The sequence below is a fragment of the Pseudomonas sp. yb_5 genome (assembly GCF_043103865.1).
In the GTDB taxonomy this organism is placed as follows: domain Bacteria; phylum Pseudomonadota; class Gammaproteobacteria; order Pseudomonadales; family Pseudomonadaceae; genus Aquipseudomonas; species Aquipseudomonas putida_Y.
This window is the reverse complement of record NZ_JBICKE010000084.1, coordinates 123,741-145,669: the sequence shown is the minus strand read 5'-3', so window position 1 is coordinate 145,669 and position 21,929 is coordinate 123,741. Positions and strand designations below refer to the sequence as shown.

The window sequence follows — 21,929 nt, the reverse complement described above, 5'->3', positions numbered from 1 at the left end:
CATGATGAATTGCACAGTGCCAGCTGCCTCATGCACGACAGGCCTTACCCCCCGGCGTTGCGTTGACTCAAGCGCTTACCTGGGCCTCAGCACGCGTGCCGACATCCATGATCTGGTAGCGTAGCTTGCGGCCGTCGACAGCGGCAGCGGCTTCGACACCACCCGTCATAGCACCAAATATCCCGTGCCCGGTGCGGGTGGATGCGCCACACAAGAACAGGTTTCGTATTTCGGTTTTGGTACCCGGGCGATTATGCAGGAAGTACTCAGGCGTGAATGCCAGGCCATAAGATGTTCCACCGGCTGAACCGATGAAACGGGTCACCGAGAACGGGGTGGAGACTTCCTGATACACGATATGCTGCGACATACCCGGTATCACGCGTTCAGCCAGTGCAATCAGTTGCCGTGCATACCATTCCTTCTTGGCCAGGTACGTTGGGTTGTTCCGGTAGCTGCCATCCGCTACCTCGGCCTGCGTAACACCCCAGCTTTCCGGGTTCGAAGGAACTGCCGACATCAATTGCAGGTTGTAGATGCCTGGCGGGGCAATGGCCGGATTGTCCGGGTCCTTCATGGTGGCATTACCGATGAACAGATGGGGCTCATCCGGGAACTGTCCGGCGAACACCTCACGGTAGGCACGTTCGTAGTCGCAACCGGGATAGATGCGATAATTGGTGTTCTTCAGCCCCATCGCCTTCAGGTCCATATCGATACCCAGGTAAACCACACCCATAGCCGGCGACATTTCGAAACACTCTGCCTTGGTGACGGTTTTAGCCGTGAGGTGGTCCCGTCCGATCAAGTCCAGCAAGGTGTGTTTGATGTCGGCGTTGCAGATCACCGCGTCTGCCTTGACCGTACGTTTGCCCAGATGCTTGTTACTGAATTCGACACCTACCGCGCGGCCCTTCTCGACCAGGATACGCTCGACCTTGGAACGCAGCAGGATCTTGCCTCCGTTGCGTTCGACAACCGCGCCGAGTTTGTCAGAGAACATCTGCCCCCCTCCCGACGGGTAATATGACCCTTGCAGGAAGTGGTTCACCACCGCAGCGTGGCCAGCCATGGTCGCCCTGCTGGGCGGTTGATGGTAAACGCCAAGCTGCCCGGTCAGGATGGCGCGCAGGCGCTGATCCTGTGTGCAGGTGTCGAGAAACTGGGCGACCGTCGATTTCGAATGACGCATCAGCATCCAGGAACGTGGCAGCACCCATAGCGCCGAGAGCGGCCGGGAGTGAATGCCCATGAAATCCCAGACTTGCTGTAGCATCTTGAAATAACGGTTGATGCCTGATTTTTCCTTGGGAAACGCATCGATGAGCCTTTCCCGGAAGCGCTCATATCCGCGCGGCACGGCAAACTGAAAATCGGGGAAACAGAGCGTTTCGAAACCTTCTGGATCCTGCTCGATAAAGTTGATTTCACCATCGTCGATGCCGGCGCCGCGTAAAATACGCGGGATCAACCCTTTTTTGCCACAGTCGCCGATGTAATGAAGACCTACGTCGAACTCGTAATCCTTGCCCTTACGATGAAAGACCGTGGCGCAGCCCCCCATTTCATAGTGCATGTCCAGCACCAATACCTGCTTGCCACGATTGGCGAGGGTAGCGGCTGCGGTCAGTCCACCAATGCCGGCACCCACGACAATCACGTCGAAGGTATCGTTTTCCAGCGTCTTGAATCGGTCATAGCTTTGCATGGGCATCCGTCCGGGTGCACTTCAAGCGTGCTGCAGATGGTGGTCGCGGGTCGGATCGACCGCTTCGGCTTCGCGCACAAGGTGTGCAAGTTTGTTCGGCTGATGACTCCACTTCTGGTAATCGTCCAGCGGTGGGATGCTCTGGAGAATGACGGGCCAATGTTGTGCAAGCTCGGCATTCAACTCCAGGAAGTACCGATTACCGTCATCCAGGCGGTTCTCCGGCAAAATCGCCTCTTCAGGGCATTCCGGCAGGCAGAGACCACAATCGACGCATGCCTCCGGGTTGATCACGATGAAGTTCGGCCCCAGGTGGAACGCGTCTGCAGGGCATATATCCACACAGTTGGTGTGTCGGCACTGGATGCAGTTGTCCGTCACTACATAAGTCATGGTTAGTCTCTCGAGGTCGTATTTACGGGCACATCACTGGCTAGAAGTAGCGGTCAACCAACAAGCGGGCAGACAACATCGTTCCGATGAAGCCAGCACCAGGGAACGTCCACGCGCCCACCTGGTAAAGCCCCTTTACCGGATACTTCTGCGGGAAACGGTTAAACAGTCCGGACTGCTGAGGCGTTTGTTCGAACCCATAGATCGCACCCTGTGGGTTCTGTGTGAACTTGGTCATCGTGCGCGGTGACCCTGCTTCACAGACTTCGATGTGGTCGCGCAGGCCTGGAATGACGCGCTCGGCATTAGCGATCAACAACTCGGTCAGCGCGGCTTTCTTGCGGCGGTAAGCGAGTTTTTCCAGCGAGTGCCAAACGTCCGGGCCGGTGAGGGTGAACAGGCCAAGGCTGGATTTCCCGGGCGGCACCATGGACGGATCGACATTGGAGAAATAGTTGATCGACCAACTGGTGTTGTCCTGATGCAGTTCGCCGGCCTGGATATGTTCGAATTGCGCGCGTTGCGTTTTCCCGGGTGAGAAGAAGTGGATGTATTCCTCAGGGTCGACACCCAGTTCACTCAGCGGGCAATCCAGGCCCAGATACACCTGGAAGCCGGATACCGAAAACTTCAGCTGGTTCAACCGAGCGAGGTATTTGCTGGAGAAGTGCTCTTTTCCTGCCAAACCCACCACGGCATGCGGCGAAACATTGGCCACGACGCTCGGGGCCTTCACCGGCCCCGATCTGCGCGTGACGACGCCGGTGACCCTGCCTCGGTCGACCATTATCTGCTGGACTCCCGACTCCAGTTCGACACGGCCGCCGTGCGCCTCGATAACTTCGACCAATGCCGAGGAAAGCGCCTGCGAGCCGCCCTTGATTGAGTAGCCGCCGTTTTCCAGATAGTCGATGAAGGGGTACGAGAAATAGCCGAATGCCAAGTCTTTCGCCGGCAGCCCGTAGTAGCTCCACTGTGCCGACAGTACTTCCTTCAGGCGTTCGTTGCGGGTGAACCTGGAAAAGTACTTATCCACCGTTTCATGGCCATAGCGCAGAACCCGGGGATAGGCGAAGGGGGTCGCGACAAATCGCATCCAGAACGGTTTGGGTGAATAAAGGAAGCCGCAAAGGTCCTTATAGTTGCGCTTGGACTCGGCGAACAACCGATTGATGTTGTCGATTTCCTCGGGGAAGCAGCGATACAGGGTCTGTTTGTAACCTTCCAGGTCGCGATGCCCTACGGTGATGTCGATATCGGGTGAACGGTAGCGATAGAGCGTCGGGTGATGGAGAAACTCGATCTTGTCCGCGACACCGCAAGCCTCGATCACCTTGAATGAATGCGCACCGCGGACGACACCATCGAACGAATGCAGGGACACATCGAAGGTGAAGTCTTTACGGCGAAAATTGCTCGCGTAACCACCCGGAATATTGTGCTTTTCCACCACCAGGACTTTTTGACCCCGTTGGGCCATCAGGCTGGCGCTGGCGAGCGCGCCCAGCCCTGCTCCTACAAAAACAGTATCGTATGATTGACTCATGAATGCTCCAGGCATCACCACGCAGCAGATTGCGCAAGGCGAATCAGGCTGTCAGGCCACCGTCGATCAGGAAGGTCTGGCCAGTGATGTAGTCAGCTTGCGGTGACAACAGGAAGCTGGCCAATGCAGCAACTTCCTGTACTTCACCGAAGCGCTTGAGCGGGATGTTGTCGGTGATCGACTTGCGCACATGATCGGGGATCTGATCGATCATGTCCGTGGCGATGTAGCCGGGCGCGATGGCATTGACATTGATCTTGAAGCGCGCCAGTTCCAACGCCATGGTCTTGGTGATACCAATCATCGCGGCCTTGGTCGCGGAATAACCCAATTGGCCCTTGTTCCCCTTTACGCCACTGACGGAGGACATGTGCAAAATCTTGCCTCGCCGTTCACCAGCCATGGCCGGGACCAACGACTTGCTGAAATAAACCGCCGAGTCGAGGTTGGTCGCAACCACGTCGCGATAGCGCTCGACATCGAGGTTGAACAACAGCTGGTCGCCAGTCACGCCCATGTTGTTGATCAAGCCATAGGGGCCGCCAAGATCGTTGACCAACTGTTCGCACAATGAACTGACCGACTGGAAGTCCCGACCGTCACAGGCATGCCCGTGCGCCCGGCCACCGTTGGCGGCTACCTCCTGCTCGAGCTTGCGGGCCGCGTCAGCAGAGGATTGATAGGTGAACGCGACCTCATAACCCTCACGCGCCAGGTGTTGTACAAGTGCGCGCCCTATACCGCGGGTACCGCCGCTGATGAGTATCCACTTGCCTTTGCCCAGCTGTTGGACATCCATGTTCTGTTTCCTTAATTCAAAGAGCCCAGAGTCAGGCCGTTACAACGGGTTTATGAGATTCTGCACGGGCGAAGAACGCGAAGATCTCCTGGAAGTACCGATCCCGGTGCTTCTTATGGTTTTCCAGGTGGCGACACGCTTCGAAGCCGACCACATGCAGGGATGTGCAATCCAGGCTCAGCCTTGTCACACTCGCCTCGGGGATATAGCGGTCACTCAACCCGTAGAAGTAAGCGATTGGCAGGTGGTGAACGCTCTTGAGGGAATGGTCGATCGCACAAGTACCGGTAGGCACTGCCAGACGGCTTCCGCTGATCCAGCGCATGGCAAGGCGTAACGGACCACGCGTGAAATAGCTGCGGACCGAGACAGGCACGCTGTCCAGAACTGCCGAGGTGAAGGGCGAGGCGTCCCGTGCCAAGGCATGTGACAGGTGGTAGCCACCAAATGAGCAGCCCACAAGATGAATCGGCAGGCCTGGGTATTCCCGGGCGATCTTTCGCGCAATGGACAAGACGTCATCGGCGAATGCATGACCACCTATGGTGCTGCGCCCAAAGCCTTTGAAGTTGAAGGCAATGACGTGGTAGCCCTGTTCCAGGAATACCTGATCGATGCCGTTCTCAAAAAAGTAGTGCATGCCATATTTCAAGAACGGATGGCAAAGCAGCACAACACCCTTGGCTTTGGCTGGGTTGGCCAGCAACACCGCACCTTCCAGCTTGCTGCCGTCGCTGGCCGTCTCAACGAAGCCCTCGGCCCGGCTGGGTACGTCGCGCTCCCACCCTTGTACCTGCCTGAACATCACGCGAATGAAAAGTTTGGAAATGGCTATCCCAAACCGGGTGGGGGACTGTTCAACCGCTCTCATGCGCGTCTCCATTGCCTGGCTTTCATCTCGGCATAGCCAAAGGCGGCCTCGTAACTTGGGCCAGCTACCCAAGCGCTGAGAAATTGCACGCCCTGCACCGGGAAGCCGTGATGGAAGACATGCCCTTTGAGGTCGGTACCCACCATCGCCCCGTAGCCAGAGCCATCAGTGTTATTGGTGAAGCGCACATAGGTATGCGGGGTTGCCACTTCCGTATGCAGAATGTGACCACGCAGTTCAGGAATCTGAGCCAGCAGCCGCTCTACCAGCACCTCACACGCGCGTTGCTTTTTCGCGCGATATTGCGCCGTACGCCTTGCAGGCCAATGTGCGATGGAATCAAGCACATTGATACACACGACCTTGCCGCCAGCGGGCGCCAGGGCGTGATAGTTGGTGACCTCGATCGGGGACATGGCCCAGAAGGCCTGTTCACAGAGCTCTGGCTGAAAACCACTGCGCTCGGCGTTGATGCGCAGCTCGGCTGCCAACGCGGGGTCCGCAGCAAACAGCATCGACTCGCTATGCCGCAGCCCCAGCTGTTCGGGTGCTTGATCCGTGGTCAGGTATACCGTGGTGGTCGAGCGTGCCGGCTTCAACGCGGCCAGCTTCTCTCGGGTGCTCGTCAGGTCCACATCCGCCTGGAACAAATGCTCCACAGCATAATGGGGTGAGGTATTGATGAAGACCTGTGGCGCATGAAACTCACCAGCACGGGTGCGTACCCCCGTGACATTGCCTTGGTTGTCGGTGGTCACCTCTTCTACAGGCGTGCTGAGCATGATCTTGCCCCCGGCCTGTTCGATCTGCTGCGCCAGCAAGTCGGACAAGCGTTGGGAAGAGCCTGCGACATAGGCGTTGCCGCGATTGAGCGTGGCATACACCACATGCAGGTAGTACAGGTAGCCCAGATCCTCCGAGTAGCCGCCAACATAAATGCCAGGGGCTGCCAGAATTTCAATCAGGTAGGGGTCATCGAACAACTCATGCAACGCTTCACGCACGGTCTTGTGCTTGAGGTTACGATGGGCCCAGCGCAACTGCGCCATGTCAGGTTCGAAACTGCCATCGAGCATCTGGAACTGGTAGTACCCGTTGCGCCCATAGGTGCGTACCTGAGTGAAAAAGGTAACCAAGGGCTCTGCCTGATGAGGGAACCGTTCGATCAGTTGCCGTTCGACCTGGTCGGCATCGTTAGCCAACGGCAGCGCCGTGCCGTTCTGGTAGGCGCAGAAATAGTCGTTGGGGTAGACCAGGTTCAGTTCATCCTCAAGGCCCAGATCCCGCAGGATGCGGATGAGGTTGCCCCCTTCCGACATGCCGCTGAGCTTGTGCAGGCTGCAATCGAAAATCGCCGATTGCTTGGGCCGGCTGAACGTCGAGGCATAGCCCCCAACCACAATATGCTTGTCGAGCATCAGGACGCGTGCACCGCGATCACGCTTGACCAGCATGGCCGCGCAGGCCAGGCTCGTGATCCCGGTACCCACGAAGACCGCGTCCCAGGTCGAAGAACTCATTGCCGCAGCCCCAACTTGTCGATCCAGGCGTAAATTTCGGCGAAGCGAGCGTCGTTCAGTCGAGCATTGTTCGGTGAGCGCCAAACCTCTTCGATTTTCGCCTTGTCATCCACTGCAATCGGAAACGCGAAGGAAGTGTGCAACGCGATCTCGGGGTTGTAGGTGAACATGTCGATCAGCGCCGGAATGATTTTCCGGCTCATCGCTTTAACCTGGGCGATCGATTCAGCGCTGGCAGTTTCGAAGTAGGACTCGCTGATCCAGCGGCCAAAGGCGATGTGCCGTGCCTCGTCATAGTGATGCTCACGGAACAGGGTACGGGTCATGGGTTCGACCGCAGCGCCTTGGGAGGTGTGCATGGCCCCCATTTCGGCAACCCATTCGATCAACAGCGTGAACAGCACGCCAACCGCCGGCTCCATTTTTGGCAGTGTCTGGGTCAGCAACTCATAGAGCCCGACCGGTGGGTTCCAGATCTGCAGGCCAGCCTTGGCCATGAAGCGCTTGAAGGTGAGGGTATGAACGATCTCTTCCTTGGAAAAGATCATCAGGTATTCCTGCAGGTCCGGCGAAATACGGTCATGGAACTGCGTGATGTAGCCCATGTACAACGGCGGAATGGTCTGCTCGAGCCAGATGAACATGGAAATGTCACGGCCCGTCTCGAGCCAGGCCAGTTCCAGTTTCTGGGCCTCGGTCAAGCCTTCGCAATAGCGTGTTCCATTGATCCACAGATGCTCGGGATCCTTGGGGTAAAGGCTTCGATTGATGTCCTGGTCCCATGGTAGTACGGTCGCGTGGTCCATCGTCTTGTGATGCGACACTTCGCTTAACTTGCGAACCTTCGACTCCCTCGCCGGGGAAATAGCGAGCACACTGTTGGTCAGCGTAGACATTTCCTGCTCCTCCATGAATTGGGCCCAGCGGCTCAGGCCTCGACGGCAGTCGATTCCTTGAGCTCAACAATGAATTCACAGAGCTGGCGCAAAGTGGCGATCTTGCGGGTGACGAACGAATCCGGGTTGATCGCCACGCCGATCTTTTTCTGCACGACCACCTGCATCTCGACGAAGTCCAGGCTGTCGAACTCCATTGCTTCAATGGTGGTATCGAGGGTCACTTCGTTGTCGTCGACATCCTTGAGGTCCAGGATCAGATCACGAACGATGGTGAATACTTGGTCAACGGTGGTCATTGTTTCGCTCCTGTGGGGGTGAGAACGGTTTTAATCATCAAGCCTAGGGTTATGGTCATCACATGGCTGCCGCTGACGACGACACCCAGGTCGAGGGTGCCGACGGCCTTGCCTGGTGTTTCAATCAACAGAATGTTGTCGATCTCGCAGCGGATATCGGATTGCAAACTGCCCAATGAACGCAGTTGCGTGCAGAACGTGATCTGGTGACTGGTCTGGACGACCAGGTGATTGGTGATGTCCTCGATACGCTCGGGAACCTGGTGTTGGGCAAATTGCCCGGACAGGCGCTCGAAGATCACCCCCAGATGGTTGCGGATGAAGTGGGAAAATATCAGCGCATCCAGTGCCACCCAATCATCTAGCCCCTTGCCCAACCCGTCACGAAACTGGGTAAGCCAAGCCTCTACATATTCCCGGTCAAGCGCGAAGCCTGGGGATTTCGATGTCCACGTTGGCGGCGGAACTTGAGACACATGGCCGAGCACATGCTCGCCTTCACTTTTTTCTGAACGCAGCGTAAATGCAGTGCTTGCACTGCGGGGGCGGGTAGCAAGCGCGACAGGGCAGTTGCGCAGGACCGGCGCCTTCAGTAGCGCCTTGAACTGTACCCAGTCCTCATCGCGGCCCTCGGCAACACGCCCCATTTGATGTTTGATTGGCAGCAGCGCCAGCATGCCGTGCACCACGACATCCGCGGCGTCCATGCGCCGCGCTGCTTCCAGGTCAAAATGGATAGGGTTGCGGTCGCCGGAAAGATCAGCCCACGCTTCGATCTGTTCAGGGCCAAATTGCCACTGCATGATCATTGCACCTTACGCAGCATGATGCCGGCATTGGCGCCACCGAACCCGAAGCTGAGGTTCAGCACGTTTTCCAGGTGCTGTCCGTGCAAGTGCTCGTTAGGGACGAAGTTCAGGTCGCACTCAGGATCGGCCTCATCCAGATGGATGGTGGCCGGGATCGTTCCGCGGGCAATGGCTTTGAGGCAGAAGATTGCTTCCATCGAACCTGCTGCACCAATCAGGTGGCCGGTGTACGACTTGGTGCTGGACATCGGAATGCCATGGGCAGCGTCACCCAGCGCCAGTTTGATGGAGCGGGCTTCGTTGACGTCGTTCAGCGGGGTGGAGGTGCCATGCAGGTTGATGTAATCGATGTGCGGCGCATCGACACTGGCTTGCCTGCACACTTCCTGAATCACCCGCACTCGAGCCAGCATGTCCTCGGCCGGGGCCGTCATGTCGAAGGCGTCCGAGTAGTTGGCGTAGCCGGTGATTTCGCCAAGGATCTTGGCGCCGCGGGCCTTGGCCAGCTCATAATCCTCAAGACACAGTACCGCTGCGCCTTCGGACAGGATGAAACCGCTTCGCCCTTTGCTGAACGGACAGCATGCCAGGCGCGGGTTTTCCTGCTCCTTGCTCAACGCCTGGATGACGTCGATCGACCAGACGTTGAACTGCTCTTTCAACGATTCGCTGCCACCGGCGATCATCATTTTCGCTCGACCGGCACGAATCGCTTCATAGGCCTCGCCAATGGCGATGGTGCCAGTTGCGCAGGCTGCCACCGGGCTGTTTTGAACGCCGCGCATGTTCCAGTTCATGGTGATGGCAGCCGTCGCGGCATTGCACATCGACATGACCGTGGCGAACGAGGTGGAAATGCCTTGTTGGCAGTATTCGTTGTTGTTGAAGTTCGCCGTGTCCAACCCGCCCCAACCGGTGCCGAGAACGACACCACGGTCGAACGGTGCGACCACGTCATCCAGTGGTGTGTCGCCATAAGCCATGTGCAATGCTTCATGGGCCGCCACCAAGCTGTACTTGGCGAACAGAGGCAACATCTTGGAAATCTTCTTCGAGAACGGTCGCATGGCCTCGCGGCCAAAGTCATCGATAAAACCGAAGAAGCGCGCATGGATCGTCGGATCATCAAAACGGTGCAGACGATAGCCGATCTGGTAATCCATCATCGCGTCCCAGATAGCATCGGCGTTCTGGCCGAGCGAGCAGATCGCACCGTAACCAGTAACGACGACGCGGCGAGGTGCTGGAGAGGCTGGCTTTTCCATTGTCTTCCCTGATTGATGTGCTGACGTGACAACCCTTGTATGAACAAGGGCGGCATTGAGTGCAGGCGATAACTGCCAGGGCCGAAGGTACGATGGTTTTCGATACCCACCGCAACCGTGCGCCTGGCAAATAGCGTCTTGTAAGTTGTGAAAACTGGCGTCCTACACAACGCCCCGAGAAGTGTGCCCAATTTTGCGATGACGACAACTGTATCTAGGTGCAGGTGTTTGGTATTTGGAGAAATACCGACGGCCTGCATGCACTTAAGTACAGGTTGCTCAGCGCCGTCAGTTGATAGAATCAGCAGGTTGTTATACCAACGCCCACGCGAACGCCATACCTGAGGCAAGGGAACAGCCCAACATGATAACTATCGACTTTCACAAGATTGAATACCGTCGTGACCCGCATCCCTGGGTTGCCGAGTTATACGGCTTACGCAAGCATGTCTTCTGTGATCGCCTTAATTGGAAGGTCGCTGTGAGAAATGGCATTGAATTGGATGAATATGACAACTGGAACACGACTTATCTGGTTGGCACTTGCCAAGGCATACCGTTGGCAGGCCTTCGCCTGATCAATACACTGCACCCTTATATGGTTGAAGGTCCCTTTCGCGACTTCTTCAGTTGCATACCGCCCAAGCGGGCATTGATGGCTGAATCCAGCCGCTTCTTCGTCGACAAGACCCGTTCACGCAAGTTGGGCCTGGCGCACTTGCCATTGACCGAAATGTTGCTTTTCAGCATGCATGACCACGGCGAACTGACCGGCTTGAAATCGATCGTCACCGTGGTCAGCGATGCCATGGCGCGCATCGTTCGACAGGCAGGCTGGCACTACCAGATTCTGGACAGCGGCGAGGCGTCGCCGGGTGAGACGGTGCATTTGCTGGATATGCCGATCAGCTCGTCCAACCGCCTGCGACTGCTCGAAAGCATTGCGCGTAAGCAACCGCTGTCATCCCTGCAGACCCAGCAGTGGCCGTTGAGCCTGCAGTTGCACGATGTATCCGACAACCACATCGCCTGATCAGATGATGCCCTGTCGCTTTGCCTCGTAGACGGCTTGCTTGGCGTTGCCGACCTGCAATTTGCCAGAAATGTTCGACATGTGGAATTTCACTGTGCGCTCTGAAATTCCACAGTCCGTGGCAATTTCGCGGTAGGTTTTGCCGCGCATGACCAGTTGCAGCACGCCCAGTTCGCGGGTGGAAAGCGGCCCATCGGCCGCACTGGAAAACAGCTGATCCGTTGTGCGCGAGGTCATCAGCCAACTATGAAATTCGATCAGTAGCAGTTGCAGCTGGCTTTGCTGCTTGGCCAGACGCCGATCAAAATCTACCTGCGAACCCGCATCGCACACACTCAAGGCACAGAATGTCCCGGAAGCATCGCGCAGGGTGAATGTGGTGCCCGAGCAGATTTGATAACGGGTGGCGCGCCTGAAGAAGTCCACGCCTTCGGGACCGCTGTTGGCAAGGGCATCATGCCAGGAGAAGGGGGTGATCTCCTTGAGCCCATGTTTGATGATCGGGTCAATCAGATAGCTCTTGTTATCTTTATAGCTTTTGACCCAACTCGGTGGGTAATTTGAAATGATAATCGGCTCTACGTTGCGATTGTGCGTAGCCGCGTAGTAGGCGTATTTCAAATCCTTCAAACCACACAATTGACGCTGCAACTCGTCGTGCAGGTGTGTGATGGGGTGGTTTTTATCGCATGTCGTGGCTGCGTCCCGGTTTCGACTTTCCATGTCGTCTTCCCTGCCGTTTTTACGGCGCCAATAAACTGGCAGAGCCATTGCGCCGTGCAAACCCTTTTAGAGTTGTTGTTCGAAGAGATCGTGATTCTCGGATTACCGCGCAAGCGTGATGGTCGGAGATATTAAAAAGTAAGTCAATGAGAATGCTGGATCTCTGGTTACCCGTTTTTCGCGGCTATCGAGATTACGTCCAAAGTACGTATCGCATGTTACATATAGATTGCGACTTTCGGATAAGTTCAACGATGGTTCTATTTGCTGGCCGAGGCCATCAGAACCCCAAAACAAAAGAAGGTAATACCGGAGAGCTTGCCGACGATTCGCGCACCACGGTTGGTCGACAACCAACCCCTGGCACCACTGGCCATCAGCGCGTAGCCGGTGTGTACCAGCACGACCAGCAACGCGTAGGAAGAGACCAGCAGGAAGAACTGCCTGTAGTAGTTGGCCTGCGGGCTGATGAATTGTGGGAACACCGCCAGGAAGAAGAATCCAGCCTTGGGATTCAGCAGCTGGATCGACAACGCTTCGACGAAGCGCCGCCAAGGTTGCGTGGCGGTCACGGTGAGCTCCGGGATGAAACGCTGGGTACGCCACATCTTCACCCCCAAGTACAACAGGTACAACGCGCCGACGTACTTGAATACGGTGAACGCCGTTGCCGAGGTCGCCAGAACCAACCCCACGCTACTGGCCGAGAGCCCAGCGACGATGAAAGCGCCCAGGGCGATACCGAAGATCCCCGTCAGAGCACCGCTCCAACCGTGGCGCAGGGCATTGGAGAGAGTCAGCACCACCCCGGGGCCGGGGCTCAATACGGTAAGGGTCGCGAGGATGAGAAACAGTCCATAACTGGCCATGCAAGGTGCCTCCTGGCAATAAATTCAACAGCTACCGGGTGTCCGCAGTCTGGACTGCTTCAAGTAGCCCCGGTTAACAACGCGCCTGTACCGACCACGTGCAGCGTGGCCCATTGGATCTGCCCCTTCAGCCTGTGACAACCTTTATTATTGAGACACATGAAAAGCCCTCCATCCGGAGGTCTTTTCATTTCTGATATTCAGAAAACGGCCACTCACTCATACGATCCAGATCATGATCATGGCCTGACGCAGCGAGTGGGGCTCATCAGATTTGCATGGCCATGCCATCCACATTCATCGCCGCCTGGCGCAGGGCCTCGGAGCGCGTCGGGTGTGGGTGGCAGGTGAGGGCGATATCTTCTGCCGAGGCCGAGAACTCCATAGCCACGCAGAACTCACCAATCATCTCGCTGACGCTTGGGCCCACCAGGTGCACACCCAGTACTTCATCGGTTTCGGCATCGGCGATGACCTTGGCGAAGCCTTCGGTCTCGTGGTTGATCTTGGCACGGCTGTTGGCGGTGAAGGGGAACTTGCCAACCTTGTAGACACGTCCTTCGGCCTTGAGCTGCTCTTCAGTCTTGCCCACGGTGGCCATCTCCGGGCGGGTATAGATCACGCCAGGGATGAGGTTGTAGTTGACCTCGTGGGGCTTGCCGGCGATGCGTTCGATACAGGCCACCGCTTCGTCTTCGGCCTTGTGCGCCAGCATCGGGCCCGAAGTGACGTCGCCAATCACCCAGACACCCGGCACTGAGGTACGGTGGTGCTCGTTGCCGAGCATGCCGCGCTTGTCGGTTTCCAGGCCCACGCTTTCCAGGTTCAGCCCTTTGGTATAAGGACGGCGGCCGATAGCCACCAACACGTAGTCGGCTTGCAGCGATTCTGCGGTACCACCGGCGGCAGGCTCCAGCGTCAGGCTGACGCCATCGGCACCTGCGGTAGCCTGAGTCACTTTACTGCCCAGCTTGAACATCATGCCTTGCTTGGCGAGAGCCTTCTGCAGGGCCTTGGCGGTTTCCGTGTCAGTGCCTGGGCAGATGCGGTCCAGGTATTCGATGACAGTGACCTGACTACCCAGGCGGCGCCAGACCGAACCCAGCTCAAGACCGATCACGCCAGCACCGATGACGACCAGGTGCTTGGGCACTTGCGGTAGCGACAGCGCGCCGGTCGAGTCAATGATGCGCTGGTTGTCGACGGTCACACCTGGCAGAGGGGTAGGCTCAGAACCGGTGGCAATGACGATGTCCTTGGCCTGCAATGCAGTTTCGCTTCCGTCTTCGGCCTTGACCACGACCTTGCCGATGCCATCCAGGCGGCCCCAGCCTTTGATCCACTCGACCTTGTTCTTGCGAAACAGGTATTCGATGCCCTTGGTCAGGCCTGTCACGCTCTCATCCTTCTGTCTCATCATCTGGGCGAGGTTGAGGGTGGGCTTTACTTCGATACCGAGGTGGGCGAACTCGTCACCGCTGGCCGCTTCGTAAAGCTCCGAAGCATGCAGCAGTGCCTTGGATGGCATGCAGCCGACGTTCAGGCAGGTACCGCCCAAGGTCGAGCGGCCTTCCACGCAGGCAACGCTCAGGCCCAACTGGCCAGCACGGATGGCTGCGTTGTAGCCGCCAGGGCCACCGCCGATGATCACCACGTCATAGGATTTCATGGGTTCAACTCCAGGATGTAGAAGTGCGAGAGGGCACAAGGTTAAGCTGAGACGCACAGATTGTATACAATCTGCTGTGTGGATAAGATCAGTTGGTTCTAGACCATGGTCTTGCTTAGAGGAAACATCCTACAGATGAACTACTCTGATCCGGTGACGTTCGAAATATTAGGCGTCGTGGCCAATTACGGACAGGAGGGGTGTTTCATGCTTGCTCAACTTCCACCTGCATTGCAGAGCTTGCATCTGCCGCTGAGGCTGAAGCTGTGGGACGGCAACCATTTTGATCTTGGGCCTAGTCCTCAGGTCACGATTTTGGTCAAGGAACCACAGCTGATCAGCCAGTTGACCCACCCAAGCATGGACCAGCTAGGCACCGCATTCGTCGAAGGCAAGCTGGAGCTGGAAGGCGATATCGGTGAGGCCATCCGCGTGTGCGACGAGCTGAGCGAAGCGCTGCTGGCGGATGAGGATGAAACGCCGCCGCAACGGTTGTCTCATGACAAGAGCACCGACGCCAAGGCAATCTCCTACCACTATGACGTGTCCAACGCGTTCTACCAGCTTTGGCTGGACCAGGACATGGCCTATTCCTGCGCCTACTTCCGTGAGCCGGACAATACGCTCGACCAGGCGCAGCAGGACAAGTTCGACCACCTGTGCCGCAAGCTGCGCCTGGATGCCGGTGACTACCTGCTCGATGTTGGCTGTGGCTGGGGCGGGCTGGCGCGGTTCGCTGCCCGTGAATATGGCGCCAAGGTGTTCGGCATTACCCTGAGCAAGGAGCAATTGAAGCTCGGCCGCAAGCGTGTGCAAGCCGAAGGGCTTGCCGACAAGGTCGACCTGCAGATTCTCGATTATCGCGATCTGCCTCAGGATGGTCGCTTCGACAAGGTTGTCAGCGTGGGTATGTTCGAGCATGTCGGGCATGCCAACCTGGCGCTGTACTGCCAGAAGCTGTTTGGGGCGGTGAGGGAAGGGGGGCTGGTGATGAACCACGGCATCACAGCCAAGCACGTCGATGGCCGACCGGTCGGGCGCGGGGCGGGTGAGTTCATCGATCGCTATGTATTCCCCCACGGCGAACTGCCGCACCTGTCGATGATCAGCGCCAGTATCTGTGAAGCCGGGCTGGAGGTAGTGGACGTGGAGAGCCTGCGCCTGCACTACGCTAAAACCTTGCACCACTGGAGCGAGAACCTGGAGAACCAGTTGCACAAGGCAGCAGCGCTGGTGCCTGAGAAGACCCTGCGGATCTGGCGTTTGTACTTGGCCGGGTGTGCCTACGCCTTTCAGAAGGGCTGGATCAACCTGCACCAGATACTGGCAGTGAAGCCATACGCCGACGGGCATCATGACCTGCCCTGGACGCGGGAAGACTTGTACCGCTGAAATCGTAAGTGTCTCAGCCCTGATTTGGCTTTGCAGGAGCGGCCTTTAGCGCGAAAAGGCCGCTTTCAACGGGAGTACTCACCCTAAAGAATCGGCGATATCAGCCGCGCAATTCGCATCCCCAATTGCTGCAGTCGATGGGTATCTTGGGTGTCTTCTGCAGTAATTTCCCGCGCTTGTTCGAAGTCTTCCTGGAGCATGTGCTCGACCTGGTCTGCGAAGCCGCGATCGACTGTCAGCAGGGTAATCTCGAAGTTCAGACGGAACGAGCGGTTGTCCAGGTTGGCACTCCCAATGGCGCTGACGTCATCATCCACCAGCACTACCTTTTGATGCAGAAACCCGGGTTGGTAACGGAACATACGTACCCCCGCGCGCACTGCTTCGAAGGCGAACAGGCTGGAGGCGGCGTAGACGATGCGGTGGTCAGGGCGTGACGGGATCAGCACCCGCACATCGACTCCTCGTAGTACCGCCAGCCTCAAGGCGGCGAACACAGCCTCGTCAGGGATGAAGTAGGGGCTTGTGATCCACACCCTGCGGGTGGCCGAATGAATCGCTTCAAGGAAGAACAGCGAGCAGGTTTCTTGTGGGTCTGCCGGGCCGCTGGCCAAGGCCTGACACAGCACGCCGTTGTCCGGGTACGTATCGGGCAGGATCAGCGGCGGTAGCTGGCGCGTGGCCCAGTACCAGTCTTCGGCGAATGACTCTTGCAGGCAGGCCAGTACCGGACCGCTGATCTGTACGTGGGTGTCACGCCAGGGTGAAAGCTGTGGATGTTCACCCAGGTACTCGTCTCCCACGTTGTGACCGCCGAGGAAGCCGAGCAACCCATCCACTACCACAATCTTGCGATGGTTGCGGAAGTTCACCTGGAAGCGGTTGAACCAGCCGCGACGGGTGGCGAATGCATGGATCTGCACACCGCCGTCACGTAGCAACTGGCTGTAGCTGGCCGGCAAGGCGTGGCTGCCGACACGGTCGTACAGCACGAACACCTGCACGCCTTCGGCGGCTTTACGTAGCAAGAGTTGCTGCAGTGCCTTGCCGAGGGTGTCGTCATGAATGATGAAGAACTGCACCAGTACCACATCGCGTGCTTTCTCGATGGCTGCGAAGATCGCATCGAAGGTGGCCTTGCCGTTGATCAACAATTTCACCTGGTTATTTGCCAGGCATGGCATGCGACCTAGCTTGGGCATGGCGCGCAAAGCTGTATAGCTTTCCGACTCGCGGGCGGCAAGGGCTTCTTCAACCCAAGGCCGCCAGTTGAGATTGGCCATGGCCACGTGCATTTCCTGGTTGGCTTGGCGCCGAGCCATGATGTAGGCATAGAACGAGCGGGAGCCGAAAATCAGGTAGGGGATCAAGGTGAGGTAAGGGATGAAGAGCAAGGGCATCGCCCACGCAATGGCACCCTGAGCTGTCCGCACCGTGAACAGCGCATGCAGTGCGGCGACAATACCCAGCAGATGGATCAGGCCGAGTAGGTAACCAAAGAAGTAGGGGCTGTGGTAATCCATATGCATCCTGCTTGCCGAGTACACTTGAGGTAACAGAACACGTTCCCGGTCCGCCTGCAACCCGCAGGCGGATTTGGCGTCTAAGGCTCAGTCCGGCCCGTTTGACCGGCTTTTTTCCAGGAGCGTTCGTCCATGAAGAATCGTCTGCCACTGTTGGCGTTGGCCCTAGGCATGAGCAGTCCGCTGGTGCAAGCCCAGATGCTGCAACCGGGTTTGTGGGAGCTGACCACCAGCAACATGCAGGTCGATGGCAAGCCGCTACCCGACATGGAATTCATGCTCGGCCAGTTGAAGAACCTGCCGCCAGAGCAGCGCGCGATGATGGAAGGAGTGTTGGCCAAGCAAGGGGTAAGTATAGGTGGCAAGGGTGTGCGTTCGTGCCTGACGCCAGAACAGGTGGCAACGAATGACATTCCGCTGCAGGACCCGAAATCGGGCTGCACGCAGAAAATTACTGACCGTACCGGTAACGTGTGGAAATTCCAGTTCAGCTGCCCAAAGGCACAGGGTAGTGGCCAGGCTACATTCCTCAGTGATCGGGAATTCACCACCCAGGTCAGTGGCACGTTCAACGCTTCGGGTGTGCAGCAGCAAGGCAGCATGAACACGCGTGCGGTGTGGTTAGGCAATGATTGCGGGGCGGTCAAACCGCGCAGCTGAAATCCCCACTGGTGAGTGGCAACCGCGTCGTGGGCATGCAGGCTCGGATAGTTCCACGTGGAACATTTCATTTCGATCCTTGCCTCGACGCGGTTACGGCTTAGCTTTTCGGTCTGACAAAGGGCTGGTCAAGGCTGGCGTTTTCAGCACGAGCTCGACGCTGACTTACAAAAGAGGCGGCAGAGAAAAAGCGTTCTAAATAAAAGCAGGGGTCAACGGCACCCCTCGATCAAGCTGCAATGCAGCTTGAAGCGCTCCCCGCTGGAACTGGATACGCGGTTCAAAGTGGTCCAGCCTACGCGGCGGCTGTAACCCACCCAGGCCTCACCATCGCTGGCCAGGCCGGTAAAAAAAGTCAATGTGCCATAGCGGCTGTTGGTTTGTGCCCACAGCCGGCGGCTGCTGAAGTCGTAGCCGCGAAGGTAGAACGTGCTGCCTTCAGTACGCACACTGTAGTAACTGCCTTTGCCGTCCTGGCAAGCGAGCAGCGTCGCACTTCGCGTACAAAGGGCCAGTGTTTGGTTTTGTGGCATGGCCAACAGGGAAGCAGGCATGGCGAGTAACAGCAATGCCATGACGCGTGGCAGATTCATTTTTCATCCTCTGTGAGCACTCGTCCGTCGAGAACCACTTGGCGAAAGTGTATTGTTACCTTATAACATTATGCAATGCATCGTTTCGAATGCGTCTGCCTGAAGAGGTTCGCCATGTCCAATCGTCTCCCCGTCACCGTGCTGTCCGGCTTTCTCGGCGCCGGCAAGAGCACGCTGCTCAACCATGTTCTGCGCAACCGCGACAACCTTCGGGTCGCGGTTATCGTCAACGATATGAGTGAAATCAACATCGATGCCAGCGAGGTGCAGCGCAATGTCAGTCTCAACCGCGCTGAAGAGAAACTGGTCGAGATGAGCAACGGCTGCATTTGCTGCACGTTGCGCGAAGACCTGCTTGAGGAGGTTGCGCGGCTGGCCGAAGAGGGGCGTTTCGATTATTTGCTGATCGAGTCCACCGGTATCTCTGAGCCACTGCCAGTGGCTGAGACTTTCACTTTCCGCGACGAGCAGGGTCGCAGTCTGTCCGATATGGCGCGACTGGACACCATGGTCACCGTGGTCGATGGCTTGAACTTCCTGCGCGACTATCAAGCAGCAGACAGCCTGGCCAGCCGCGGCGAAACGTTGGGCGAAGAAGACGAGCGGTCGATCAGTGATTTGTTGATCGAGCAGGTCGAGTTCGCAGATGTGCTGCTGCTGAGCAAGATCGACCTGATCAGCCAACATGAGCGCGAAGAACTCATCGCCATTCTGCGCAGCCTCAATGCCCGGGCGCAGATTGTACCCATGGTCATGGGCCAAGTGCCGCTGGCACGTATCCTCGACACCGGGCTGTTCGACTTCGATCAGGCGGCCCAGGCACCAGGCTGGTTGCAGGAACTGCGCGGTGAGCATGTGCCAGAAACCGAAGAGTACGGTATCGCGGCCATGACCTGGCAGGCTCGACGCCCGCTTCATCCACAGCGCTTTTACGACTTTATCCACAAGGACTGGAGTAACGGAAGGCTGCTGCGTTCCAAAGGCTTTTTCTGGTTGGCCAGCAAATATCAGGAAGCGGGCAGCTGGTCGCAAGCGGGTGGCATGATGCGCCATGGTCTGGCTGGCCGCTGGTGGCGCTTCGTGCCACGCGAGCAGTGGCCGCAGGATGTGGATAACACCAGCGAGATCTTGAAACACTGGACCGCTGAGACCGGTGACTGCCGCCAGGAGTTGGTGTTTATCGGGCAGAATATCGACTTCGAAAAATTATCCACAGCCCTCGATGCATGCCTGTTGACGGATCAAGAAATGGACTTGGGCCACATGGGCTGGTTGCGCCTACCTGACCCATTTGGCCCATGGCATGAGGAGGCGGCAGCATGAACCTGGCGCACCGACCTGTGGATATCTTTCAGGTGTTTGGCGAGACGCCCCAGGTGCTGGCCGAAGTGCTGCAGGATGGCGTAAACCTGGCCGTATGGCGGCGGCGCTTGCCGGCACAACTGGAGGACTTTGCCGCACTGGTGATCAGCCTTGGCCAGCCCTTGGCTGATCAGCGGGTAATTGATGTGGACGAGGAACAGAAGCCGGTATTGCCAGATCTGCTGCGTGAAGCGGCGGATTTGCATGGATATGAAGCTTTCGTTGCTGATGTGACCTGGTTGGTGGCGGCTTATACCTGCCTGGTTGGCGCACGTCGGGTCGGTTTGCGCTTGCGCGTTCTGGACGGTCCCATGTGTCCACGCTTCCATGTGGATAACGTACCGTTGCGCCTGCTCACCACCTACGTCGGCCCGGGTAGCGAATGGTTGCAAGAACGGGATAGCGGTCGTGGTGAGTTACACACAGCTGAACCATCTGTGGATAACATCCAGCAACTGCAAGCCGGTGAGGTGGCGATACTCAAAGGTGAAAAATGGCAGGGTAATGAAGGGGCAGGCCTGGTTCATAGGTCGCCTTCGGCACAGCAGGGGCGTTTGCTGCTCAGCCTTGACTGGCTGGCCTGACAGCGCATAGTGAGGCATCACCGCCGCCTGAAGCCACGCCATGTTGCAGAACATTCCCACCCATGTAATTGCTGGCCCGCTGGGTGCTGGCAAGACCACTTTGATCCGTCACTTGCTGGCCCAGCGCCCAGCCAACGAGCACTGGGCGGTATTGATCAACGAGTTCGGCCTGGTCGGCCTGGATGCAGCCTTACTCAGCCGTGACGAAGACGGCATTGTCATCGGCGAGGTCGCAGGTGGCTGCCTGTGCTGCGTCAACGGCATGCCGTTCCAGGTGGGCCTGGGCCGATTGCTACGCAAATCGCGGCCTGACCGGCTGTTTATCGAACCTTCCGGCCTGGGCCATCCGTTGCAGCTGCTGGCTCAGTTGCAACAAGCGCCTTGGGTTGGAGTGCTGACAATTCAGCCACTCTTGATGGTTGTGGATGCCCAGGCCATGGCTCGAAACGAGCCGCTTACAGAGGCTCAACAGCAGGCTTTCAATGCCTCTGAACACGTGGTTTTCAATAAATCAGAGGCTGTGGATGAACAACATAAGTTGTTGATAACTAATAAATTTAAAGAAAGGAACATTGTGTGGACCGTGCAAGGGCAACTGCCTCTGTCCGGCCTTCCGACGGCCCCCGAACAGATTGTTGACAGCTCATTACTGAAAAACCAGATTGTCGACAATCCTGGAATCGCTCCCGCATTACTGTGGACAGACCCCCGTCAGCCGATCTGCCTTGCCCAGCAAGGGGAGGGCGGTTGGAGTATTGGCTGGCGCTGGCACCCTGGCCAACAGTTTTATCCACAGCGGCTAAAAGCTTTCTTGTGTGCTTTGCCATGGCGACGGGCCAAGGGAGTTATCCACAGCATGGAGGGCTGGTGGTCGTTCAATGGGCTGAATGGGGATATGCCCGCTTGGCAGCCCAGCGACTGGCGCAGGGATAGCCGTATCGAGCTGATTTTCGATCAGCCGCAACCGCAACCCGCGTTGCAAGCCGGGTTGAATGAATGTCGCGTCAGTTGATCAGTTGCGCCAGCGGTTGTGCTCCTGGCGCCATTGCTGCATCTCTATGACGTTGTCGGTGCGTGGTGGGGTCTTGATTTCGAACGGGTAGGGCGCCAGTTCGATCTGCACGCTGTGGGCGCCGAACTGGGTCGCGGTGCCGGGGTGACGTTGCTCACCCGTGACGGTGAATTCGAAGGCATAGACGCGTGCCAGGCGCTTGCGGCCATTGGCATCCCGGACAAAGGCGATGCGCTTGAGCGCTACGGCATCATCAAGCAACTCCAGGTCGAGTTTGGCGCAATGCTGTTTGACCCGTTCCAAGGCCTTTTCACGCAACCCATGGTTGTGCCACAACCAGGCGCCTGCCGTGGCTACCAGCATCAGGACGAAGAGGTTCTCCAGGGTCAACATTTGCATATGC

Annotated in this window: 22 protein-coding genes; 6 read left to right on the top strand and 16 right to left on the bottom strand. The window is 57.5% G+C overall.

Annotated features, from left to right (window positions below):
- Positions 1–67: 67 nt before the first annotated feature.
- Genes ACF8GF_RS14470 through ACF8GF_RS14425 form a run of 10 tightly spaced genes read right to left on the bottom strand, consistent with a single transcriptional unit; the run spans position 68 to position 10,106 of the window.
- The gene (locus ACF8GF_RS14470) at positions 68–1,708 is read right to left on the bottom strand and encodes a phytoene desaturase family protein (protein WP_392487795.1); all 1,641 of its coding nucleotides are present in this window, start codon (positions 1,706–1,708) and stop codon (positions 68–70) included.
- 21 nt (positions 1,709–1,729) lie between these two features.
- Positions 1,730–2,101, bottom strand: coding sequence for a ferredoxin FdxA (gene fdxA / locus ACF8GF_RS14465; RefSeq protein WP_176682951.1), 372 nt, complete (start codon positions 2,099–2,101; stop codon positions 1,730–1,732).
- Positions 2,102–2,141: 40 nt separating this feature from the next.
- On the bottom strand, positions 2,142–3,647 hold the full coding sequence (locus ACF8GF_RS14460) for a phytoene desaturase family protein (RefSeq protein ID WP_392487794.1): 1,506 nt from the start codon (positions 3,645–3,647) through the stop codon (positions 2,142–2,144).
- 43 nt (positions 3,648–3,690) lie between these two features.
- Positions 3,691–4,446, bottom strand: coding sequence for an SDR family NAD(P)-dependent oxidoreductase (locus tag ACF8GF_RS14455; protein WP_392487793.1), 756 nt, complete (start codon positions 4,444–4,446; stop codon positions 3,691–3,693).
- 31 nt (positions 4,447–4,477) lie between these two features.
- The gene (locus ACF8GF_RS14450) at positions 4,478–5,317 is read right to left on the bottom strand and encodes an alpha/beta hydrolase (protein WP_176682948.1); all 840 of its coding nucleotides are present in this window, start codon (positions 5,315–5,317) and stop codon (positions 4,478–4,480) included.
- A complete protein-coding gene (locus ACF8GF_RS14445) occupies positions 5,314–6,837 on the bottom strand; it encodes an NAD(P)/FAD-dependent oxidoreductase (protein ID WP_339442812.1) in 1,524 nt (507 codons plus the stop codon). Before ACF8GF_RS14445 ends, ACF8GF_RS14450 begins: the two co-directional genes overlap by 4 nt.
- Entirely contained in the window at positions 6,834–7,733 is a 900-nt protein-coding gene (locus tag ACF8GF_RS14440; protein ID WP_176682946.1) for a diiron oxygenase, read from the bottom strand. Before ACF8GF_RS14440 ends, ACF8GF_RS14445 begins: the two co-directional genes overlap by 4 nt.
- A 32-nt stretch (positions 7,734–7,765) precedes the next feature.
- A complete protein-coding gene (locus tag ACF8GF_RS14435) occupies positions 7,766–8,032 on the bottom strand; it encodes an acyl carrier protein (RefSeq protein ID WP_176682945.1) in 267 nt (88 codons plus the stop codon).
- On the bottom strand, positions 8,029–8,835 hold the full coding sequence (locus tag ACF8GF_RS14430) for a MaoC/PaaZ C-terminal domain-containing protein (RefSeq protein WP_209969059.1): 807 nt from the start codon (positions 8,833–8,835) through the stop codon (positions 8,029–8,031). The genes ACF8GF_RS14435 and ACF8GF_RS14430 overlap by 4 nt, the downstream gene beginning before the upstream one ends.
- Positions 8,836–8,837: 2 nt before the next feature.
- Positions 8,838–10,106, bottom strand: a complete 1,269-nt coding sequence (locus tag ACF8GF_RS14425; RefSeq protein WP_176682943.1) for a beta-ketoacyl-[acyl-carrier-protein] synthase family protein — start codon at positions 10,104–10,106, stop codon at positions 8,838–8,840.
- A gap of 364 nt (positions 10,107–10,470) precedes the next feature.
- Between ACF8GF_RS14425 and ACF8GF_RS14420 the strand changes: the two genes are divergently transcribed.
- The gene (locus ACF8GF_RS14420; RefSeq protein ID WP_176682942.1) at positions 10,471–11,139 is read left to right on the top strand and encodes an acyl-homoserine-lactone synthase; all 669 of its coding nucleotides are present in this window, start codon (positions 10,471–10,473) and stop codon (positions 11,137–11,139) included.
- Here the strand turns inward: ACF8GF_RS14420 and ACF8GF_RS14415 are convergent, their stop codons facing one another.
- From ACF8GF_RS14415 to lpdA, 3 genes are all read right to left on the bottom strand, one after another.
- Entirely contained in the window at positions 11,140–11,862 is a 723-nt protein-coding gene (locus tag ACF8GF_RS14415) for a LuxR family transcriptional regulator (protein WP_209969062.1), read from the bottom strand. It lies immediately after the preceding gene.
- A gap of 260 nt (positions 11,863–12,122) precedes the next feature.
- Positions 12,123–12,731 carry a LysE family translocator gene (locus tag ACF8GF_RS14410; RefSeq protein ID WP_392519749.1) on the bottom strand — a complete coding sequence of 203 codons (609 nt, stop codon included), beginning with the start codon at positions 12,729–12,731 and terminating at the stop codon, positions 12,123–12,125.
- A 268-nt stretch (positions 12,732–12,999) separates the two neighbouring features.
- The gene (gene lpdA, locus ACF8GF_RS14405) at positions 13,000–14,400 is read right to left on the bottom strand and encodes a dihydrolipoyl dehydrogenase (protein ID WP_176682939.1); all 1,401 of its coding nucleotides are present in this window, start codon (positions 14,398–14,400) and stop codon (positions 13,000–13,002) included.
- A gap of 207 nt (positions 14,401–14,607) precedes the next feature.
- On the opposite strand from lpdA, the gene cfaB reads away from it, so the two are divergent.
- Entirely contained in the window at positions 14,608–15,792 is a 1,185-nt protein-coding gene (gene cfaB, locus ACF8GF_RS14400; protein WP_021785301.1) for a C17 cyclopropane fatty acid synthase CfaB, read from the top strand.
- An 83-nt stretch (positions 15,793–15,875) separates the two neighbouring features.
- Here cfaB and cls read toward each other — a convergent pair whose 3' ends face one another.
- Positions 15,876–17,315: a cardiolipin synthase gene (cls, locus tag ACF8GF_RS14395; protein ID WP_392519748.1), complete on the bottom strand. Its 1,440-nt coding sequence runs from the start codon at positions 17,313–17,315 to the stop codon at positions 15,876–15,878.
- A gap of 132 nt (positions 17,316–17,447) precedes the next feature.
- Between cls and ACF8GF_RS14390 the strand changes: the two genes are divergently transcribed.
- The gene (locus ACF8GF_RS14390) at positions 17,448–17,975 is read left to right on the top strand and encodes a DUF3617 domain-containing protein (protein WP_176682936.1); all 528 of its coding nucleotides are present in this window, start codon (positions 17,448–17,450) and stop codon (positions 17,973–17,975) included.
- A 212-nt stretch (positions 17,976–18,187) separates the two neighbouring features.
- Here the strand turns inward: ACF8GF_RS14390 and ACF8GF_RS14385 are convergent, their stop codons facing one another.
- Complete coding sequence (locus ACF8GF_RS14385) at positions 18,188–18,568, bottom strand: glutamine synthetase (protein ID WP_176682935.1); 381 nt, start codon at positions 18,566–18,568, stop codon at positions 18,188–18,190.
- Positions 18,569–18,682: 114 nt separating this feature from the next.
- Between ACF8GF_RS14385 and zigA the strand changes: the two genes are divergently transcribed.
- Genes zigA through ACF8GF_RS14370 form a run of 3 tightly spaced genes read left to right on the top strand, consistent with a single transcriptional unit; the run spans position 18,683 to position 21,526 of the window.
- A complete protein-coding gene (gene zigA, locus ACF8GF_RS14380; RefSeq protein WP_176682934.1) occupies positions 18,683–19,891 on the top strand; it encodes a zinc metallochaperone GTPase ZigA in 1,209 nt (402 codons plus the stop codon).
- Entirely contained in the window at positions 19,888–20,514 is a 627-nt protein-coding gene (locus tag ACF8GF_RS14375) for a DUF1826 domain-containing protein (protein ID WP_209969072.1), read from the top strand. Before zigA ends, ACF8GF_RS14375 begins: the two co-directional genes overlap by 4 nt.
- A gap of 40 nt (positions 20,515–20,554) precedes the next feature.
- The gene (locus tag ACF8GF_RS14370) at positions 20,555–21,526 is read left to right on the top strand and encodes a CobW family GTP-binding protein (RefSeq protein WP_392487792.1); all 972 of its coding nucleotides are present in this window, start codon (positions 20,555–20,557) and stop codon (positions 21,524–21,526) included.
- On the opposite strand, the gene ACF8GF_RS14365 is transcribed toward ACF8GF_RS14370, so the two are convergent.
- Entirely contained in the window at positions 21,527–21,919 is a 393-nt protein-coding gene (locus ACF8GF_RS14365) for a DUF3301 domain-containing protein (protein ID WP_176682931.1), read from the bottom strand. It lies immediately after the preceding gene.
- Positions 21,920–21,929: the final 10 nt, after the last annotated feature.

What these genes read in the sequence shown, in the direction of transcription:
- ACF8GF_RS14470 (WP_392487795.1), bottom strand. Translation starts at nt 1,708, where the DNA reads ATGCAAAGCTATGACCGATTCAAGACGCTGGAAAACGATACCTTCGAC.
- fdxA (WP_176682951.1), bottom strand. Translation starts at nt 2,101, where the DNA reads ATGACTTATGTAGTGACGGACAACTGCATCCAGTGCCGACACACCAAC.
- ACF8GF_RS14460 (WP_392487794.1), bottom strand. Translation starts at nt 3,647, where the DNA reads ATGAGTCAATCATACGATACTGTTTTTGTAGGAGCAGGGCTGGGCGCG.
- ACF8GF_RS14455 (WP_392487793.1), bottom strand. Translation starts at nt 4,446, where the DNA reads ATGGATGTCCAACAGCTGGGCAAAGGCAAGTGGATACTCATCAGCGGC.
- ACF8GF_RS14450 (WP_176682948.1), bottom strand. Translation starts at nt 5,317, where the DNA reads ATGAGAGCGGTTGAACAGTCCCCCACCCGGTTTGGGATAGCCATTTCC.
- ACF8GF_RS14445 (WP_339442812.1), bottom strand. Translation starts at nt 6,837, where the DNA reads ATGAGTTCTTCGACCTGGGACGCGGTCTTCGTGGGTACCGGGATCACG.
- ACF8GF_RS14440 (WP_176682946.1), bottom strand. Translation starts at nt 7,733, where the DNA reads ATGTCTACGCTGACCAACAGTGTGCTCGCTATTTCCCCGGCGAGGGAG.
- ACF8GF_RS14435 (WP_176682945.1), bottom strand. Translation starts at nt 8,032, where the DNA reads ATGACCACCGTTGACCAAGTATTCACCATCGTTCGTGATCTGATCCTG.
- ACF8GF_RS14430 (WP_209969059.1), bottom strand. Translation starts at nt 8,835, where the DNA reads ATGCAGTGGCAATTTGGCCCTGAACAGATCGAAGCGTGGGCTGATCTT.
- ACF8GF_RS14425 (WP_176682943.1), bottom strand. Translation starts at nt 10,106, where the DNA reads ATGGAAAAGCCAGCCTCTCCAGCACCTCGCCGCGTCGTCGTTACTGGT.
- ACF8GF_RS14420 (WP_176682942.1), top strand. Translation starts at nt 10,471, where the DNA reads ATGATAACTATCGACTTTCACAAGATTGAATACCGTCGTGACCCGCAT.
- ACF8GF_RS14415 (WP_209969062.1), bottom strand. Translation starts at nt 11,862, where the DNA reads ATGGAAAGTCGAAACCGGGACGCAGCCACGACATGCGATAAAAACCAC.
- ACF8GF_RS14410 (WP_392519749.1), bottom strand. Translation starts at nt 12,731, where the DNA reads ATGGCCAGTTATGGACTGTTTCTCATCCTCGCGACCCTTACCGTATTG.
- lpdA (WP_176682939.1), bottom strand. Translation starts at nt 14,400, where the DNA reads ATGAAATCCTATGACGTGGTGATCATCGGCGGTGGCCCTGGCGGCTAC.
- cfaB (WP_021785301.1), top strand. Translation starts at nt 14,608, where the DNA reads ATGCTTGCTCAACTTCCACCTGCATTGCAGAGCTTGCATCTGCCGCTG.
- cls (WP_392519748.1), bottom strand. Translation starts at nt 17,315, where the DNA reads ATGGATTACCACAGCCCCTACTTCTTTGGTTACCTACTCGGCCTGATC.
- ACF8GF_RS14390 (WP_176682936.1), top strand. Translation starts at nt 17,448, where the DNA reads ATGAAGAATCGTCTGCCACTGTTGGCGTTGGCCCTAGGCATGAGCAGT.
- ACF8GF_RS14385 (WP_176682935.1), bottom strand. Translation starts at nt 18,568, where the DNA reads ATGAATCTGCCACGCGTCATGGCATTGCTGTTACTCGCCATGCCTGCT.
- zigA (WP_176682934.1), top strand. Translation starts at nt 18,683, where the DNA reads ATGTCCAATCGTCTCCCCGTCACCGTGCTGTCCGGCTTTCTCGGCGCC.
- ACF8GF_RS14375 (WP_209969072.1), top strand. Translation starts at nt 19,888, where the DNA reads ATGAACCTGGCGCACCGACCTGTGGATATCTTTCAGGTGTTTGGCGAG.
- ACF8GF_RS14370 (WP_392487792.1), top strand. Translation starts at nt 20,555, where the DNA reads ATGTTGCAGAACATTCCCACCCATGTAATTGCTGGCCCGCTGGGTGCT.
- ACF8GF_RS14365 (WP_176682931.1), bottom strand. Translation starts at nt 21,919, where the DNA reads ATGTTGACCCTGGAGAACCTCTTCGTCCTGATGCTGGTAGCCACGGCA.